19 protein-coding genes and 1 riboswitch are annotated in these 17,230 nt (G+C 37.9%); of the genes, 4 read left to right on the top strand and 15 right to left on the bottom strand.

Translation table 11 applies throughout. From position 1 onward, the window contains the following. Positions 1-8: 8 nt before the first annotated feature. The 11 genes from K9V48_RS08500 to K9V48_RS08450 all read right to left on the bottom strand — a co-directional run bounded on the left by K9V48_RS08500 (position 9) and on the right by K9V48_RS08450 (position 10,580). The gene (locus K9V48_RS08500; RefSeq protein ID WP_224138333.1) at positions 9-677 is read right to left on the bottom strand and encodes a methionine ABC transporter permease; all 669 of its coding nucleotides are present in this window, start codon (positions 675-677) and stop codon (positions 9-11) included. Beyond that, complete coding sequence (locus K9V48_RS08495) at positions 670-1,695, bottom strand: methionine ABC transporter ATP-binding protein (RefSeq protein ID WP_224138395.1); 1,026 nt, start codon at positions 1,693-1,695, stop codon at positions 670-672. Before K9V48_RS08495 ends, K9V48_RS08500 begins: the two co-directional genes overlap by 8 nt. Positions 1,696-1,940: 245 nt before the next feature. Further along, positions 1,941-2,049, bottom strand: a riboswitch (SAM riboswitch). Between the two features lie 211 nt (positions 2,050-2,260). Beyond that, a complete protein-coding gene (locus K9V48_RS08490; RefSeq protein ID WP_224138332.1) occupies positions 2,261-2,578 on the bottom strand; it encodes an SCP2 sterol-binding domain-containing protein in 318 nt (105 codons plus the stop codon). Between the two features lie 139 nt (positions 2,579-2,717). After that, entirely contained in the window at positions 2,718-3,023 is a 306-nt protein-coding gene (locus K9V48_RS08485) for a thioredoxin family protein (protein ID WP_224138331.1), read from the bottom strand. A gap of 23 nt (positions 3,024-3,046) precedes the next feature. Further along, positions 3,047-3,394 (bottom strand): toprim domain-containing protein, encoded by a 348-nt coding sequence (locus K9V48_RS08480; protein WP_224138330.1) that lies wholly within the window; start codon positions 3,392-3,394, stop codon positions 3,047-3,049. Positions 3,395-3,801: 407 nt separating this feature from the next. Next, positions 3,802-4,074 carry a YusG family protein gene (locus K9V48_RS08475; RefSeq protein WP_224138329.1) on the bottom strand — a complete coding sequence of 91 codons (273 nt, stop codon included), beginning with the start codon at positions 4,072-4,074 and terminating at the stop codon, positions 3,802-3,804. 20 nt (positions 4,075-4,094) lie between these two features. After that, a complete protein-coding gene (gene gcvH / locus K9V48_RS08470; protein WP_224138328.1) occupies positions 4,095-4,478 on the bottom strand; it encodes a glycine cleavage system protein GcvH in 384 nt (127 codons plus the stop codon). A gap of 139 nt (positions 4,479-4,617) precedes the next feature. Continuing rightward, entirely contained in the window at positions 4,618-4,977 is a 360-nt protein-coding gene (locus tag K9V48_RS08465) for an arsenate reductase family protein (protein ID WP_224138326.1), read from the bottom strand. Positions 4,978-5,144: 167 nt separating this feature from the next. Further along, complete coding sequence (locus K9V48_RS08460; RefSeq protein ID WP_224138325.1) at positions 5,145-6,929, bottom strand: acyl-CoA dehydrogenase FadE; 1,785 nt, start codon at positions 6,927-6,929, stop codon at positions 5,145-5,147. A gap of 69 nt (positions 6,930-6,998) precedes the next feature. Further along, positions 6,999-8,174 carry an acetyl-CoA C-acetyltransferase gene (locus K9V48_RS08455; protein ID WP_224138324.1) on the bottom strand — a complete coding sequence of 392 codons (1,176 nt, stop codon included), beginning with the start codon at positions 8,172-8,174 and terminating at the stop codon, positions 6,999-7,001. Positions 8,175-8,198: 24 nt separating this feature from the next. After that, a complete protein-coding gene (locus K9V48_RS08450) occupies positions 8,199-10,580 on the bottom strand; it encodes a 3-hydroxyacyl-CoA dehydrogenase/enoyl-CoA hydratase family protein (protein ID WP_224138394.1) in 2,382 nt (793 codons plus the stop codon). A 183-nt stretch (positions 10,581-10,763) separates the two neighbouring features. Between K9V48_RS08450 and K9V48_RS08445 the strand changes: the two genes are divergently transcribed. After that, entirely contained in the window at positions 10,764-10,913 is a 150-nt protein-coding gene (locus K9V48_RS08445; RefSeq protein WP_111616731.1) for a YuzL family protein, read from the top strand. Positions 10,914-11,140: 227 nt separating this feature from the next. Here the strand turns inward: K9V48_RS08445 and K9V48_RS08440 are convergent, their stop codons facing one another. Further along, positions 11,141-12,058: a proline dehydrogenase family protein gene (locus K9V48_RS08440; protein ID WP_308012527.1), complete on the bottom strand. Its 918-nt coding sequence runs from the start codon at positions 12,056-12,058 to the stop codon at positions 11,141-11,143. 214 nt (positions 12,059-12,272) lie between these two features. On the opposite strand from K9V48_RS08440, the gene K9V48_RS08435 reads away from it, so the two are divergent. Then, a complete protein-coding gene (locus K9V48_RS08435) occupies positions 12,273-12,542 on the top strand; it encodes a hypothetical protein (protein ID WP_224138323.1) in 270 nt (89 codons plus the stop codon). A gap of 12 nt (positions 12,543-12,554) precedes the next feature. Beyond that, the gene (locus K9V48_RS08430) at positions 12,555-12,899 is read left to right on the top strand and encodes a spore coat protein (RefSeq protein ID WP_224138321.1); all 345 of its coding nucleotides are present in this window, start codon (positions 12,555-12,557) and stop codon (positions 12,897-12,899) included. Positions 12,900-12,986: 87 nt separating this feature from the next. Here the strand turns inward: K9V48_RS08430 and K9V48_RS08425 are convergent, their stop codons facing one another. From K9V48_RS08425 to K9V48_RS08415, 3 genes are all read right to left on the bottom strand, one after another. Then, on the bottom strand, positions 12,987-13,805 hold the full coding sequence (locus K9V48_RS08425; protein ID WP_263432763.1) for an ABC transporter ATP-binding protein: 819 nt from the start codon (positions 13,803-13,805) through the stop codon (positions 12,987-12,989). A 184-nt stretch (positions 13,806-13,989) separates the two neighbouring features. Beyond that, complete coding sequence (locus K9V48_RS08420) at positions 13,990-15,045, bottom strand: FecCD family ABC transporter permease (protein WP_224138320.1); 1,056 nt, start codon at positions 15,043-15,045, stop codon at positions 13,990-13,992. Next, positions 15,042-16,046 carry a FecCD family ABC transporter permease gene (locus K9V48_RS08415; protein WP_224138319.1) on the bottom strand — a complete coding sequence of 335 codons (1,005 nt, stop codon included), beginning with the start codon at positions 16,044-16,046 and terminating at the stop codon, positions 15,042-15,044. The genes K9V48_RS08420 and K9V48_RS08415 overlap by 4 nt, the downstream gene beginning before the upstream one ends. A 158-nt stretch (positions 16,047-16,204) precedes the next feature. Here K9V48_RS08415 and K9V48_RS08410 point away from each other — a divergent pair, with 158 nt between their 5' ends. Continuing rightward, on the top strand, positions 16,205-17,209 hold the full coding sequence (locus K9V48_RS08410) for an ABC transporter substrate-binding protein (RefSeq protein WP_224138318.1): 1,005 nt from the start codon (positions 16,205-16,207) through the stop codon (positions 17,207-17,209). The last annotated feature ends 21 nt before the right edge of the window (positions 17,210-17,230 follow it).

Here is a 17,230-nt window from a genome sequence, read left to right as displayed (position 1 = left end):
TTTTCCTCCTACCTCTTATCTATTGATTTAGTTATAATATCCCCAATAATTTGGATGATGAACACTAAGATTAAAATTATAATCGTTGCTACGAGCGTCACCTGACTATTCCCACGGTTAAAGCCTTCCAAAAATGCGAGGTTCCCTAACCCGCCAGCACCGATTACACCCGCCATCGCTGTAGAACCAATTAGGGCAATCGTCGTTACGGTAATACCTGAAACCAACGCTGGCATTGATTCTGGTAAAAGTACCTTCAAAATGATTGTGCCCGTTTTCGCTCCCATCGATTTTGCAGCTTCGATAACACCTTTATCGATTTCCCTCAAAGCAATCTCGACCATGCGTCCATAAAAAGGAGCAGCTCCAATAATTAAAGCAGGTAATGCGGCATTAGCACCTAACATTGTTCCAACAAGTACTTTCGTAAAGGGTAGTAATAATATAATTAAAATAATGAATGGAATCGATCTAAATACGTTAACAATTCCTGCTACAAGTCCATTAAGGAATCGACTTTCCCACATATTACCTTTTGATGTTAAAAATAATAATAGACCTAAAATAATCCCTAGAATAAACGTCGCCACCACAGACAAGCTTGTCATATAAATTGTTTCAAATGTGGCTTCCCACACCTTTTCCCATTTCACTTCAGGTAGAAGTTGTTCAAGCATTTGCAATCACCTCCACCTCAACATGCTGATTGTAAATAAACGCTAAAGCTCTGTTAAGTTCTTGTTCATCCCCATCTAAATGGACAATCAAACTTCCGTAAGAGCCACTTTGTGTTTGGGAAATTTTACCTTGTAGAATATTCACTTCAACTTCAAACTGTCTAATTAAATTTGTCATCAGCGGTTGTTCTGCAGCTTCTCCAACAAAAGATAATTGAATCACCTTTCCCTTTGGATAACGCTCTAATAAATGTGTCACTACTTCATCCGTTTCATTAGGCTCAGTAACCTGTTTCACAAAACGCTTCGTGATAGGTTGTTTAGGATGCTTAAATACTTCAAGAACATTCCCTTGTTCAACAACTTCGCCGTTCTCCATTACTGCTACACGATGACATATTTTCCGAATGACATGCATTTCATGAGTTATTAACACGATCGTAAGACCTAATCTTTTATTAATATCTACAAGTAAATCCAAAATGGAATCCGTTGTTTGCGGGTCCAACGCTGACGTCGCCTCATCACATAATAATACCTTAGGATTGTTAGCTAATGCTCTGGCAATCCCAACACGTTGCTTTTGACCACCACTTAATTGTGAAGGATAAGCATTTTCGCGACCTTCAAGGCCTACTAGCTTGATTAATTCATCAACACGTCTCATGCGCTCCAACTTTTTTATACCTGCAATTTCAAGTGGGAATGCAATATTCTCCCGTACTGTTCTTGACCACAATAGGTTAAAATGTTGAAAGATCATACTAATTTCTAAACGTGCCTTCCTTAATTTTGCTCCACCAATTGAACCGATTTGACTTTCTGCAACGGTAATGGAACCACTTGTTGGTTTTTCTAATCCATTTAACAATCGAATTAATGAGCTTTTCCCTGCTCCACTATAACCGATTATTCCGAAAATCTCGCCCTTATCAATTTGTAAATTTACATTATTAACAGCTGTCACATTACCAGATTTTGTATGATAAACTTTATTCACGTTTTCTAACGTAATCAAGTCGTCACCTACTTTCAAATTCCTTTATCTCACTTCATTGTTCACTTTTTTCTGAATCATTTATTAACCAAAGCGGAAGCTCCTTGATCAGCCTAAGGCAAGCATAAGAAGCTTTTGACCTCGAGGGGCCGAACACTTGCGCTGAATGTCGTGCGCTTATCCACAGTTCAAGAATTTTATAGTTAAGTTAAACTATAAAAAAATGCCCTCTGCAAAATGAACAGAAAGGCACCATAATATCCTTTCTCTCATCTTCCAAAGCAAAACAGCTTTGTGTGAATTGGCACCACTTCAACATTTGTTGATGGTTGCCGGGCTTCAAAGGGCACTTCCCTCCACCTCTCTTGATAAGAGACTTACTATATAATTAAGTAGAAAAAATTTAGTGAGTAATTAGTACGAGTGTGATTGTATCATGTGATTTAAAACCATGTCAATAAATAAGATTCTTTAATTACACGGTTTATTTCAGTAACTGTGTATTTCCAATGAATCATTGATTTCCGTAAGTTAAGGTGTGAAAATTCCGTTAATTCCAAATACCCATTCTTTGTCATTTTCAGATTTAACTCAATGTAATGATCGCTTCTAACTTTAGAAAATTACGGTACGAACCTTTTATTTTGACTTTCTCCAATGCAATTAGCTTCTTTAACCTACCGGAGTTTAATAAAACCTCCTCAAGGTCATTCCCCTCTCCTTCCATCAGAAAATCAATTGTTGTAGGAGGGGTTTGGATTAATCTTGCTCCTTGTGATGAGATTTCAATAAAGAAACTCTTTTCACGATTTGGTTTAATTTCTACTATAAGTGTTTGATTTAATAAAATTGGAGGTAAAAAGAATGCCTTATTTATATTAGAAATAAACGTTGTCATATACAAAAAAATCCCTCCGATATCAATCAAGTTATTACTAACTTCATTGCATCTCGAAGGAATCCTTTATAAACATGTCGACAATTTCTGCTCATTTAGTTACTTATTTTTGATTTCATTTCTATTTCCCAAGAAATATGTCGGATTAACGACTATACTTTTTAATTAATTCATGCAAGAAACCAACTGATTGAAAGGCATAAACCCGTTCCTTTTCCAGCCCATTTTCAAGTATAAGCAAGCAAGGGACACTCTCGATTTCAAGTTCTTTTGCTTCACTTGGAAAATAATTTAAATTTAACGAGTAAATGCTTATCGTTGGAAATAATTCCTCAACTACTGATAACATTCTTTTTGCGACTTGACATGTTCCACACATCGGCGTATATAAATACAAGTACGTAACACCTTGTTTTGGTAAATTAAACCGCTTCTCTTCCCATTCAATCATAACTAGAAAATCGCTACACCTTTCTAAAGGAATTTCGCATCCACATCAATATTGGCACTTAACAAAACAGATGCAACATGATGGTCTGGTGCAGTCGCTACTTCCCGATATGACCTGTCTATATAAATATGCGATGCCTCTGGAAATTCCCTTTTAAATTGTTTTCGTAGCCGATCACCTGCATCATCTGAGTCCACTAAGATATAAACATCTTTTTGAAATAATTCATCAATTAATTCATCCAGCTTCGTTACACTTATTGTCCCATTAGTACAGATAATTTCAATTGATTCATTTAGTACGTTTAACACTTTCTTTTTATCCGACTTTCCTTCAACAATCAATACTTTTTCAACCTCAACGAACGACATTTGCATCACCTGTTTTTATAGTAAAATTCTCTTCTATAAATTATTCGAGTTGTTGAGGTTGTTCTCCTTTTATTAATCGTTTTTTCTAAATTTTGCTGTTTTTTATGTAAGAGATCGTTAAACATTCTAGACATTTTAACTACCTTCACTTACACAAGCTTTCATTATGAAAAAACGAAGGAAAGAAACGACCACAAAGGAAATATATTCATTACCTAAGAAAAGCGCAAGCGCCTTGTTCAGCCTCAGGCATAGCACAAGACGAGCCTCACGGAAAGGTGCTCTTTACCTTTCTGGGAGGATTGGCTTGTGACCTCGAGAGGCCGGACGCTTGCGCTGGACAATTCTCGAAGCCTAGACTTATAAATTCTGATAGTATAAAAAAGCAGTGGTTAGGTCCACTGCTACTAACACCAACCGTTTTCATCTTTACAATTGACATCTTTTTGGTTTGGTTCTGACAAAATATTCGTATATTGATAAAAGCGACTATGATTAAAATCATACCCCTCTTTTAATTCATAGTTATATTCAGACACCATTTGGCCAATCTTTTCCTTTTCTAGATAAAGATTTAAATGCCCATCATCAAATTTACCTACAATTCGATTTGTAATATCTGAACGTTGATTATCTATAGACATATGGACACCCTCACTTTCTATTTGTAGGGTGTCCATAATTTAATACTTCATGCTAATTAGTCTTCATTTGTCATTTCTTCATATTGTTCAGCTGTCATTAAATTATCCATATCAGCAGCATTAGCTGGCTCAACTACAATCATCCAAGCCTTTTCGTATGGAGATTCGTTGACAAATTCAGGGCTGTCATCAAGATCTTCATTGACTTCAACAATTACCCCGCTAATTGGTGCATAAAGTTCAGATACAGTTTTAACTGATTCTACGCTTCCGAATGGCTCGTCCGCTTTGATTTCGTCACCGACTGATGGTAACTCAACGAATACGATATCGCCAAGCTCAGATTGAGCAAAATCAGTAATTCCAATACGAACTTTATCTCCTTCTACTTTTACCCATTCATGTTCTTCAGAATAGCGAAGTTCTTTTGGTGTGTTCATTTTTTATTACCTCCAGTAATCATATCTTTTTTGATTATCTTTCCCTTGGGTTAAACAACTAATCTTTTCCCAAGTTTTACACAACTAGATAGTCAATATTGTTTTACCAGTTTGTAGCAAACTATGCAAGAATTATCGATTATTTCCCCCAAGTTTCCGCAAACGTTTCTTCTTTAAAACCGATTGTTACATGTTGGTCGCCGACAGTAATTGGACGCTTGATTAGCATACCATCTGAAGATAGCAGTTCCAGCATGTCATCTTCTGACAGAGCGGCTAATTTATCCTTCAGTCCAAGTTCACGGTATTTTTGTCCACTTGTATTAAAAAACTTTTTTAGCTCTAATCCACTTTTTTTGTAAAAAGATGATAACTCTTCTTTTGTTGGTGGATTTTCTACAATATGTATCGCATTAAACTCTTTCCCGTGTTCTTCCAACCACTTCTTTGCCTTTCGACATGTACCGCATTTCGGATACCAATATAATTCTAAGGACACTCCATTACACCACCTATACCAACATATTCACTTTTACTTTATCCTATCCTACCGACTCATTCAACCCTAATTTAGAAATATTATTAATATATACTCTTTATAATTAACTAAATTGACAGCAAAATATGAAAGAAGACACTCGTACGCTCCGAATGTCTTCAGACTATTTAAGCTAAATACGCATTCTTGGCAATTATTGATGCAGCTATTTCTCTTTTCTTACTGATCACATTAATTGGGGTATGGCGAGTGAATTTACGTAATGCCGACAACATCATCCGGAGTGAATCACCAGCTTCCAGTGCAATCAATGATTCTTTCGCATGTGCTTCAATTTCATTAAAAGCTTCTTGACAGTATACTTGTGTATAAAGAAGCTTTTGTTTATTTTTCGCTTCTCCGTTTTTCGCTATCGCCTTTTCTGTACGTAAAATAGCTGACTCCATTGCATACACATTGCTTACGATATCTGCAATATTAACAAGAACTTCCTGCTCTTTTTGCAACTCTTTGCCAAACTTTTGTACCGCTAATCCAGCAATTAACACGCCAATTTTTTTCGCGTTAGTAAGAAGGTATTTTTCTTGTTCAAGAATGCCAGCACCAACTTCTTCAGGCATATACATGAGGAGCTCTTCTTGTAAGCTTAAGGCTTTTTCGAATAACGGAAGTTGCCCTTTCATCGCTTTTCGTACATAAGTTCCTGGAACTAGTAATCTGTTAATCTCATTCGTCCCTTCAAATATGCGATTAATTCGTGAATCACGGTACACCCTTTCAACCTCATACTCAGCCATAAAACCATATCCACCGTGAATTTGAACACCCTCATCAACTACATAATCGAGCGTTTCAGAACCAAACACTTTATTTAATGAACATTCGATGGCATACTCCGCAATTGCTGCCGCCACTTCTTTTCCGTTTTTGATTTCATCTTCTGTTAATCGACTCATACGATCTTCGAATAGTCCTACCGTTCGGTACACTGAACTTTCCATTGCAAATGTTTTTGTTGCCATATTCGCAAGCTTTTCCCCTATTAGTGAGAATTTAGCGATTGGTGTATGAAATTGCTGGCGTTGGTTGGCATATTGAACAGATACATCAATAATCCGCTTTGCAGCGCCAATCGTTCCTGCTGCTAATTTATAACGTCCGATGTTTAATATATTAAAAGCAATGACATGGCCTTTACCAAGTTCCCCTAATAAGTTTTCTTTAGGAACTAATGCATCTTCAAAAATGAGCGTTCTTGTCGAAGATCCTTTAATCCCCATTTTCTTCTCTTCCGGTCCTGTTGAAACACCAGGACACTCCCGTTCAACAATAAAGGCTGAAAAATGCTCACCATCCACTTTTGCATAGACGATGAATATATCAGCAAAGGCTGAATTTGTAATCCACTGCTTTTCTCCATTAAATACATAATGTGTGCCTGCTGGATTTAACTTGGCCGTTGTTCTTGCTCCTAGCGCATCAGAACCAGAATCTGGTTCCGTTAATGCATAAGCGGCAAGCTTGTTACCTGAGGCTAGTTCTGGTAAGTACTTCTGTTTCTGCTCTTCATTTCCGAATAAGACGATTGGTAGAGAGCCAATGCCGACATGAGCACCGAAAGATAATGAAAAGCTACCACCTCTAGACATCTTTTCTGTTATTAATGCAGAGCTAATTTTATCAAGGCCAAGTCCACCATATTCTTCCGGAACATCTGCACTTAATAAACCGAGATCACCTGCTTGTTTTAAGAGCTTAACAGACTTATCAAATTGATGATTTTCGATATCCTCAAGTTGGGGAAGCACTTCATTTACAACAAATTCTTCTGTCGTTTTCGCAATCATTTTTTGTTCATCTGTGAAATCTTCCGGAGTAAAGATACGATCATATGGAATATCATCAAGCAAGAAGCTACCACCTTTACTAACTGCGTCAGCTGCTTTTGACATCAAAATTCCCCCATTATTCATGTTTTTGTATTCGCGTCAGAACCTTTTCGCCAATATTTTAATGAATGGTCACACTAATTCGAACACACCAGCAGCCCCCATACCCCCACCAATACACATTGTGACAACACCGAATTGCTCATTACGACGTTTCATTTCATGAATGAGGGTGAGTGTTAGTTTGGTACCTGTACAACCTAGTGGATGCCCGAGTGCAATCGCCCCGCCATTGACATTGACTTTATCCTCATCTAAACCAAGCTCTCTTATTACTTGAATCGCTTGCGACGCAAAGGCTTCATTTAATTCAAATAATCCAATATCGGAAAGCTCTAGACCCGCATACTTTAACGCTAATGGTACAGCAGCTACTGGACCAATCCCCATGATTTCAGGAGGTACGCCAGCTACTGCAAAGGAGCGAAATTTTACCATTGGCTTAAATCCTAGTGAGTTGGCCTTTTCTCGATCCATTACCATAACTGCTGCTGCGCCATCACTCGTTTGGGAGGAGTTGCCCGCTGTAACAGAGCCTTTTTTTGAAAATGCTGGTTTTAGTGTTGCTAACACGTCTTGGGTCGTATTGGCACGTACTCCTTCATCTTGACTAAATTGAATCAGCTCTTCTTTAAGTTTATAATCTAGCCCAATCGATCTCATTTGAACATCAACAGGAACAATTTCAGCATCAAATTTGCCTTCGTTTATCGCTGATGCTGCTTTTTGATGGCTCCTTACGGCAAAGGCATCTTGATCCTCTCTGGAAATGAGGTATTTTTTTGCAACCTGTTCAGCGGTATGCCCCATTCCCATATAGTACTCTGGTGCATCCTCAGCCAATTTTGCATTTGGCCTTACTTTATGCCCGAACATTGGCACAAGACTCATCGATTCTACTCCTCCAGCAATGACAGTATCTATCGTCCCAAGCATAATTCTTTCTGCCCCATGCGCAATACTTTGTAATCCAGATGAACAGTAGCGGTTAATCGTAATCGCAGGTACTGTATATGGAAGCCCTGCTAAAGCACCTATGTTTCTCGCCATATTTAATCCTTGCTCTGCTTCAGGCATAGCACAGCCAATGATTAAATCGTCAATATTCCCCTGGTAACCGCCTGCACGCTTTAATGTTTCCTTTACGACTAATGCACCAAGATCATCAGGGCGTATCGTTGCTAATGTCCCTTTTTTGGCTCTTCCAACTGGTGTTCTAGCACCTGCTACAATGACTGCCTCTCTCATCCATTAAAGCCTCCCATTCGTTCCTTAGTTTCTTAATGGTTTTCCTTTAACAAGCATATGCTGCATGCGCTGTTGAGATTTACTTTCGACTACTAAACTTAAAAATGCCTCTTTTTCTAAATCTAGTAAATATTGTTCATCCACTTCCGTACCGAATGGAACCCTTCCACCAGCAATGACAAAGGCAAGCTTCTTAGCAATTTTTAAATCATGGTCAGAAATAGCTCCAGATAAATACATAGCTTGTGCACCTAACAATAATGTTGCATAGCCAGTTTCCCCAACGACAGGTATTTTCCTTCTAACAGGTGGTTGGTAGCCTTCATCATGTAGAGTAATGACTCGTTGTTTTGCATCGTATAATAAGTGATCACTATTTACACTAATATTGTCATTTTTGTCTAAGTATTGATTGTTTCTTGCTTCTTCTGCAGATGTCGAAACCTTTGCCATCGCAATTGTTTCAAACACTTTATTTGCAACCGATTGTAAGTCAAAATCAGCTCCTTTTGGCATATTATTTAATTGTTTTATATAAAGCTCTTTATTGCCACCACCGCCAGGTATTAAGCCTACACCTACTTCAACTAATCCCATGTATGTTTCACTAGACGCTTGGATGCTGCTTGCAGGTAAACATAATTCTGCCCCTCCACCAAGAGTCATGCCAAACGGCGCAACCACAATCGGTTTTTCACTATATTTCATTCGCATCATCGCTTGCTGGAAATGCTTAACAACCAGATCTATCTCAAAGATGTTATCATCTTGTGCTTCCATTAATATCATGCCAAGGTTTGCCCCTACGCAGAAATTCTTGCCTTGGTTGCCAATGACAAGCCCTTTATAATTTCTTTCGACTTCGTTAATAGCAAAGTTAATCATTTGAATAATATCTAAACCAATCGCATTACTTTTTGAGTGGAATTCAAGCAAAGCTACATCATCACCTAAATCAATCAAGCTTGCTCCACTGTTCTTCTTTATCACTCCATTGACTTCTTTATATGTTTTTAAATCAATTACCTTAGGACTTTGTCTCATTTGTCGATATTCACCAAAATGATAGAAAAATCGTTTCCCATTTTCGTTTCGATAGAACGTCTCATAGCCTTTCTCAACCATTTCCTTTACCCAAACCGGAACCTCTAACCCTCGTTGTTCCATCACTTCAATTGATTTCCTTACACCAATCGCATCCCAAAGCTCAAATGGGCCTAATTCCCAACCAAATCCCCATTTCATTGCATCATCAATTGCAAGGATATTATCTGTAATCACTCCGAGAAGCTGTGCAGAATATAGGAGTGTTGGCATTGTAATACTCTGGATAAGAGACCCCACTCGATCATCAGCATATACAAGCGCTTTCAATCTATTGTTTATTCCTTTCGATTGTTTTGCTAATTCGATGGATGCTGATACTAGTTTCTTTTTCTCTTCATATTCAAATGTTTCATAGTTTAATTGAAGGATTGAACTTCCTTCCTTTTTATAAAATCCTTGACCACTTTTACTGCCAAACCAGCCATTTTCAAGCATCTCCCCCATGAAGATCGGAACATCAAAAACCTCTTTTTCCTTACCTTCTACTTGGTCATAAACATTTTTTGCAACACGTACAAACGTATCTAATCCTACTACATCAAGAGTTCTGAAGGTCGCACTTTTCGGTCTGCCAATGAGAGGCCCTGTGACAGAATCAACTTCCCCAACACTGTATCCACCTTTTATCATTTCTCTGACTGTGACGAGCAATCCATATGTCCCAATTCGGTTAGCAATAAAGTTTGGCGTATCTTTCGCTTCAACAACGCCTTTCCCCAATATATCCTCGCCAAATCGTTTCATAAATGATAATACTTGGGTCTTTGTATCCTTGGTCGGGATTACTTCTAAAAGCTTTAAATAGCGCGGCGGGTTAAAGAAATGCGTGCCAAGAAAATGCCTCCTAAAGTCCTCTGATCGACCCTCAGCCATCGCTTCAACAGATATTCCTGATGTATTTGAGCTAATAATACTACCGTTTTTTCTATGTTTATCAACTTCTGCAAAAACCTTTTGCTTGATTGGTAAATTTTCAACGACTACTTCGATAATCCAATCAACTTCTGATAATCGATGTAAATCATCTTCTAAGTTGCAAGCCATGATCCGTTCGATATTTTCCTTTACTGTTAGTGGAGCAGGTTTCTGTGTGACTAATTTTTGGATGGAAGTAGTTGCAAGCCGGTTTCTTACAGATTTATCTTCTAACGTTAACCCCTTCTTCACTTCATCCTCATTCAACACACTTGGCACAATATCCATTAGCAAGACAGGGATGCCGATATTTGCTAAATGTGCAGCAATCCCTGCCCCCATAACCCCTGAACCTAAGACAGCAGCTTTCTTAATACGTTGGATCATGCTTCTCCTCCTAATTTTGAATGAATATTCATTCATTTCTCTTTGTAAACAGACATTTCAAAACAACACCTTCATTATTAAATATAAAATATTCCGAAAATTCACTCAATATTTTTCCCATTCTCTCTAAATAATTACAGCAACCTTTGGAAAAGATACTTTTTTAGGAGGTGATTAACAATGGCACGTTTAAAAAAGAATCCTTCAAAAGCTGGTGTTAGTGCTGCAAGTGTAAAGGGCAACGCTGGCCCTACAAATGAACATGCAGGTGGCGGAAAGCGGACAAGCCAAAACCAACAATACAAGAAACATAATATGGGAAATGAATAGAAATACGAAAGTGTCTTGATGCTGTAGCTAGACACACCGAAATGTGGAAGCGCCTCGATCAGGTCCGACAAGCATAAGACGCTCCATAATAGAAGGCGCTCTTTGCCTTCAATTATGGAGTGACTTATGACTCGAGGACCTAGGTGCTGTAGCTAGACACAAACATTTTGCGGCCCTACCAAAGGTCTGACCTTTAGAAACGTCAGACCTTTCTCTCATCACGCCTATCATCTTTTCATCATTCCTTTTAAAACAAAAGCAACATTAGCTGGTCTTTCAGCTAGCCTTCTCATAAAATATCCATACCAATCTGTACCATATGGAACATATACGCGCATATGATATCCTTCCTTAACTAGCTCAAGTTGCTTTTCAGGACGTATTCCGTAAAGCATTTGAAATTCAAATTGCTCTTTACTTATACGGTGCACCTCCACCAGTTTTTTCGTATATTCGATCATCACATCATCATGAGTTGCTACTGCCGTAAAATGACCATTTAATAAATGCATTTTAATGATCTTTTTGAATTGCCCATCTACATCCTTTTTACTCGGAAAGGCAACCTTTGATGACTCTTTATAAGCTCCTTTCACTAGCCTTAAATTCGCCCGATATTCATTTAACTGTTCAATGTCCTTTAAGGTACGATAAAGATAGGCTTGCAGTACGGTACCGACATTGTGATATTCCTTTTTCAATTCTTTAAAAATTTCGATCGTTCTTTCACATCTTGAATAGTCTTCCATATCAATGGTCACAAACACATGATGTTGCTTGGCTACGGTAAGGATTCGCCGCATATTCTTTAAGACAACTTCTTTTGATATATCCAGGCCTAACGACGTCAATTTAAGAGAGAGCTGTGACTGTAAACGTTCGTTCCCTATTACCTCTATCGTTCGAATTAAGTTGTTTGCTCTTTCATTTGCTTCTAATTCATCCTCGATAAATTCTCCTAAATAGTCGAGAGTTACATCCAACCCATTCTTATTTAAATTTGCAACAACCTCTTTAGCTACCTGAATCGTATCACCTGCAACAAATCTTGCTGCTCCAAACCTAGGACCGTATTTTTTGGCTAATTTCGTCATTAGCTTATTTTGGGATAAAAACATGAAAGATTTTCGAAGTAATTGTTCCAATGAAAACCCCCCCTTTTCTGTTTTCAGTCCACTATTTTGATATATCCCCCCTTTTTTCACATCATTGCCTCGAAGTAATACGATTTCTTTCTTATACTTTATTCTTCTTCTCTCATCTATATGTCCCTCTTTAGAATTCGATGAAAAACACGTTTTTGAATAGATCTTTTGTTTTGTGGAACGATATGTATGACTATTTGAGAGGAGGTATTTTATGCAACAACAGAACATGCAGCAACAAGCAATTATGCAACAGCCACCAAAGATTATCACAACGAAGGATCAGCTTTACTTAACTGATATGCTTTCTTGGAACCTTTTAGCTATGAAAAAGGCTCACTTTTACGCATCACAATGCCAAAATCAAGAAATCAAAAATCAGTTAGATCACGTCGGTCAAATGCATAATCAACATTATCAAAAAATATTAACTCATTTACAAAATCAACAACAGCAATCTTCAATGGGATCACAACTTCAATAGGAGTGACTATAAATGGATAACAATCAACAACAGAAAATTATCAATCCTGAAACGCAGATCCAAAAAGGGCCACAAATGAACGAACGCGATTTTGTTAATGATCTTTTATCTACTGAAAAATATATGTCAACGTCTTATTCATCAGCTTTAAATGAGGCAAGTCACCAAGCTCTTTATCAAGATCTATTAATGATCAGCAACGAAACACATCAATTGCAACGAGACCTCTACCATTTAATGTTTAAAAATGGGTGGTATTCACTTGAAGCTGCTGATACACAAAAGCTGCAACAATCACATCAGCAGTTTTCTAATTATATCCAACAACAATCTCCTTATGGGAACATGCCTCAATAATAGATAGAAGGAAAAAAACTCAGCTCCAAAAGGAAGCTGAGTTTTTCATTCAAATCTTTTAATTTTAGATTTAGTTAATCTAACCATTCACAACCCCAACTTCTTTACCTCTTTACCTATCCGTCTCCCTCTTCCATAAGGTAGACATAAAGGTGTGCCAAATAACGGATCAACCATTATTTCACATTTCATTTGAAAAACATTTTGGACTAGACTGGCAGTGATAATTTCCTCGGGTCTGCCCTCCGCATAAATCTTCTGATCTTTAAGAGCAACAATATTGTGGGCATATCGACATGCCAAATTCAAGTCATGCAACACCATCACAATCGTGCGATTTTCCCGTTCATTTAATTCAAATAAAAGATCTAAGATTTCAATTTGATGTGTCATATCAAGATATGTTGTTGGTTCATCCAGTAAAATAATATCTGTCTTTTGCGCTAGCGTCATGGCAATCCACGCACGTTGCCTTTGACCACCTGAAAGAGAATCCATAGGCCTTTCAGCAAAATCCTGCATCCCAGTCGCTTCAAGTGCACTTTTCACAGCGGTCTCGTCTTCTTCTGTCCATTGCTTTAACCAGCTTTGGTATGGATATCTCCCCTGCTTGACAAGCTGAAGAACCGTCAATCCTTCAGGGGCAACTGGGCCTTGTGGAAGGATCGCAAGCTGTTTTGCTACCTCCTTTGTCGGCAATTTTGCAACAGCCTTCCCTTCAAGTAAAACAGAGCCCTCTTTCGGCTTTAATAGCCTCGCAATTGAGCGAAGTAAAGTTGATTTCCCGCAGCCATTACTCCCGATAAAAACAGTAATTTCCCCTTTTGGAATTTTGACGTTTAACTCATTAATAATGATTGTGTCTCCGTATGAAAGTGTGAGCGCATTTGTTTCGATTGAATGCATGTTAATCGCTCCCTTATGAATTAAAATAATAGAAAGTACAAATTTTTCGACTTAGTTTTCGTGTCCAGCGCAAGCGCCTAGCTCCTCTTGAGTCTACAGACGCTCAGGAATTGAAGGCAAAGAACACCTTCTATTACCTGAGCGTCTTATTTGTCCGAGGGTGAACAAGGCGCTTGCACTTTTCTTACGCATTTCTCGTCTTATATAATAGATAAATAAAATATGGTGCCCCGATTGCCGCTGTAAACACACCTGCTGGAACTTCTAATGGAGAAAACAATGTTCTACCGATTAAATCAGCTGCCATGACGAGAATCGCTCCAATCAATGCTGATACAGGTAATAAGGCACCAAATGATGAGCCAACTAATCTTCTTGCAATATGTGGTGCCATTAACCCGACAAAGGCAATGACTCCTGAAAATGCAACAGCACTTCCAGTTAGAGCAGTACTTAGTATTAATAGAAATAGTCTGTGTTTTTGAACCGAACTTCCCACACCTGTAGCAAGTTCATCCCCGAGCTCTTGAATGTTTAAATTTCGAACCGAGATGATACTAATAAGCAATAATATAAATACAACAGGAAGCAAAATACGAACCTGTGCCCAGGTTGCTCCGTATACTGTACCTGTAATCCAGACGTTTGCTTGTGCAGCTTGGTAAATTGGCCCTTTGATCATAAATAAGGTCGTTAATGAATCAGTTAGCAACGATAAACCAATCCCTATTAAAACTAACCTTATTGGGGATGAGCCATTTTTCCAAGAAAGAAGATAAACAAGTAGTCCTAAAATGGTAGCGCCTAAAAATGCCGCTACAGGCATCCATTTAATACTAACAGTTAACGCATTGTTCTTATCACTAAATAGCATCAGGAATAAGACCATTGCTACAGATCCTCCGCCTGTGATCCCAATAATATCTGGAGATGCTAACGGGTTTCGGATCAACCCTTGTAAAATAGCACCAGCTACTGCTAAACAGATTCCAACTAATAATGCGATGATAATCCTTGGTAAGCGAAAAGAGAAGATAAAAAGATTCTCCATATCAGTCCCATAACCTAAAAGTGTTTTAAACACATTGATTGGATTAATCATCACTTCACCAACTCCTGTACTTATCACAAAAATTGAGAAAACAATGATAAATAAAATGAAGGATGTCATGAGTGCTTTTTTATCTACTAAAAAGGATAGTTTACCTGAACCACTTCGTATCTTATAATACTTTTTCATGAACGACCGAACCCCCTACGTGCAATATAAACAAAAAAGGGAGTTCCAATAAAGGCTGTCATGACGCCAACTGGTACCTCTTCAGGCATGATAATAAATCTTGCCAGTATATCTGCAAATACTAAGAATGCACCGCCAAGTATTGCACAATATGGAATAATCCATCGATAATCATTCCCTACTAGAAACCGTACAAAGTGCGGGATGACGATTCCGATAAATGCAATTGGACCAGCTACTGCAACAGAGCTGCCACCTAGGACGATTACAATAAGTGCAGCAATAAGCTTTACAATCCCAGTTCGTTGCCCTAAACCTTTTGCTACATCTTCTCCCATTGTTAGCACATTGATTTTCTGTGAGAGTAGTATACTTAAGACAATCGCAGTTCCCACATACGGTAACACCGTTAACAAGCTTTCCATTTTCCTCCCCTGAACTGAACCAGCTAGCCAAAAAAGAACTTGATCTAAAGCCGCTTCGTTAACGACCAATAGTCCTTGTGTTAAAGAAGAAAATAAAGCAGCCATTGCAGCACCCGCTAGCGTTAACTTCATTGGTGTTAGCCCTTCTCTTCCAAATGAACCAATAAAGTAAACAGCAAACGCGGTTACTGCAGCACCTGTAAAAGCGATCCATGTATAAGCTTGCATAGAGTCGACATAAAAGATTGAGACTGCGATGACAATAAAAAATCCGGCGCCTGCATTAATCCCAAAAACACTTGGTGAGGCTAAAGGATTTTTCGTTAAGGCTTGCATAATCGCCCCAGCAATTGCCAAACTTGCCCCAACTACAGCACCAATTAGAGATCTAGGTAACCTGACATTAGAAATAATAAGATGTTCATTTGAACCATCAAAACTAGTAAATGCATCATAGGCCATTTTCCAGTTTGTGTTCGCATACCCAAATATAAGACCTCCACACATTAACAATAATAAGAGAGCAACTCCTACTAATAAACCTGCTACTTTTAAATAATTTGATTTAAATATCATAATGTACTCCCTATACTTCTTTATTTCTAACACTCATATTAACAAAAACCAATGAGCTTGAAAATCATTTTCAATTAAACGTTGACATTTCATTTATTACCTTTTATCATTTACCTTGTAAATGAAAATCATTATCAAATTAATCAGGGGGTAACACAATGAAAGCTACATACAAAAAATCATGGCTATCATTATTTGTACTTAGCATCATGATGCTATTACTTGCAGCTTGTGGAAACAATACACAAGAAAGTACTGAAAAAGAAGGTACTAAGGGTAACAACGATGCTCCTGCAGAAGAAACATATACTGTTGAACATGCAATGGGAAAAACTGAAATTACTGGAACACCCAAAAAAGTGGTGATCTTAACAAATGAAGGAACAGAAGCCCTTTTATCGATGGGAGTAAAACCTGTAGGTGCTGTTCAATCTTGGTTAGGTGAACCTTGGTATGAGCACATTGCTAGTGACATGGAAGGCGTAGAAGTAGTAGGAACAGAAAGTGAAGTAAATGTTGAGGCAATTGCTGCTCTAAAACCGGATTTAATTATCGGAAATAAAATGCGTCAAGAAAAAACATATGACCAGTTAGCAGCGATTGCACCAACTGTATTTTCAGAAACATTAAGAGGTGACTGGCAAGAAAACTTCAAATTATATGCGAAAGCATTAAATCATGAAGAAGATGGCCAAAAAGTGATTGATGATTTTGAGGCACGAATTGCCGATTTAAAAGAAACAGCTGGCGATAAATTAAACCAAGATGTATCTGTTGTTCGCTTTATGGCAGGCTTAACACGAGTTTATTACACTGATACATTTTCTGGCGTGATTTTTGATAAACTTGGATTAAACTATTCAAGTACTGTACAGGAATTATTCGCTGATAATCAAGAAGACTTATTTGTTCGTGAAGTTGGTAAAGAAGTCATTCCACAAATGGATGCAGATATTCTATTCTATTTCACATATGCTCCACCTGGTGATACTGAAGCAACAAAAACAGAAGAAGAATGGACAAACGATCCACTTTGGAAAAATCTAAATGTAGTTAAAGCAGGAAAAGCGTATAAAGTAGATGACGCAATTTGGAATACTGCAGGCGGCGTCATTGCAGCAAATAAAATGTTGGATGATCTTGAAAAGATTATTACAGAATAAATGACCAACTAGATATCGGGC

It is taken from the genome of Metabacillus rhizolycopersici (genome assembly GCF_020075705.1).
The sequence above is the reverse complement of the archived record's forward strand: the minus strand, read 5'-3'. Positions and strand labels throughout refer to the sequence as shown.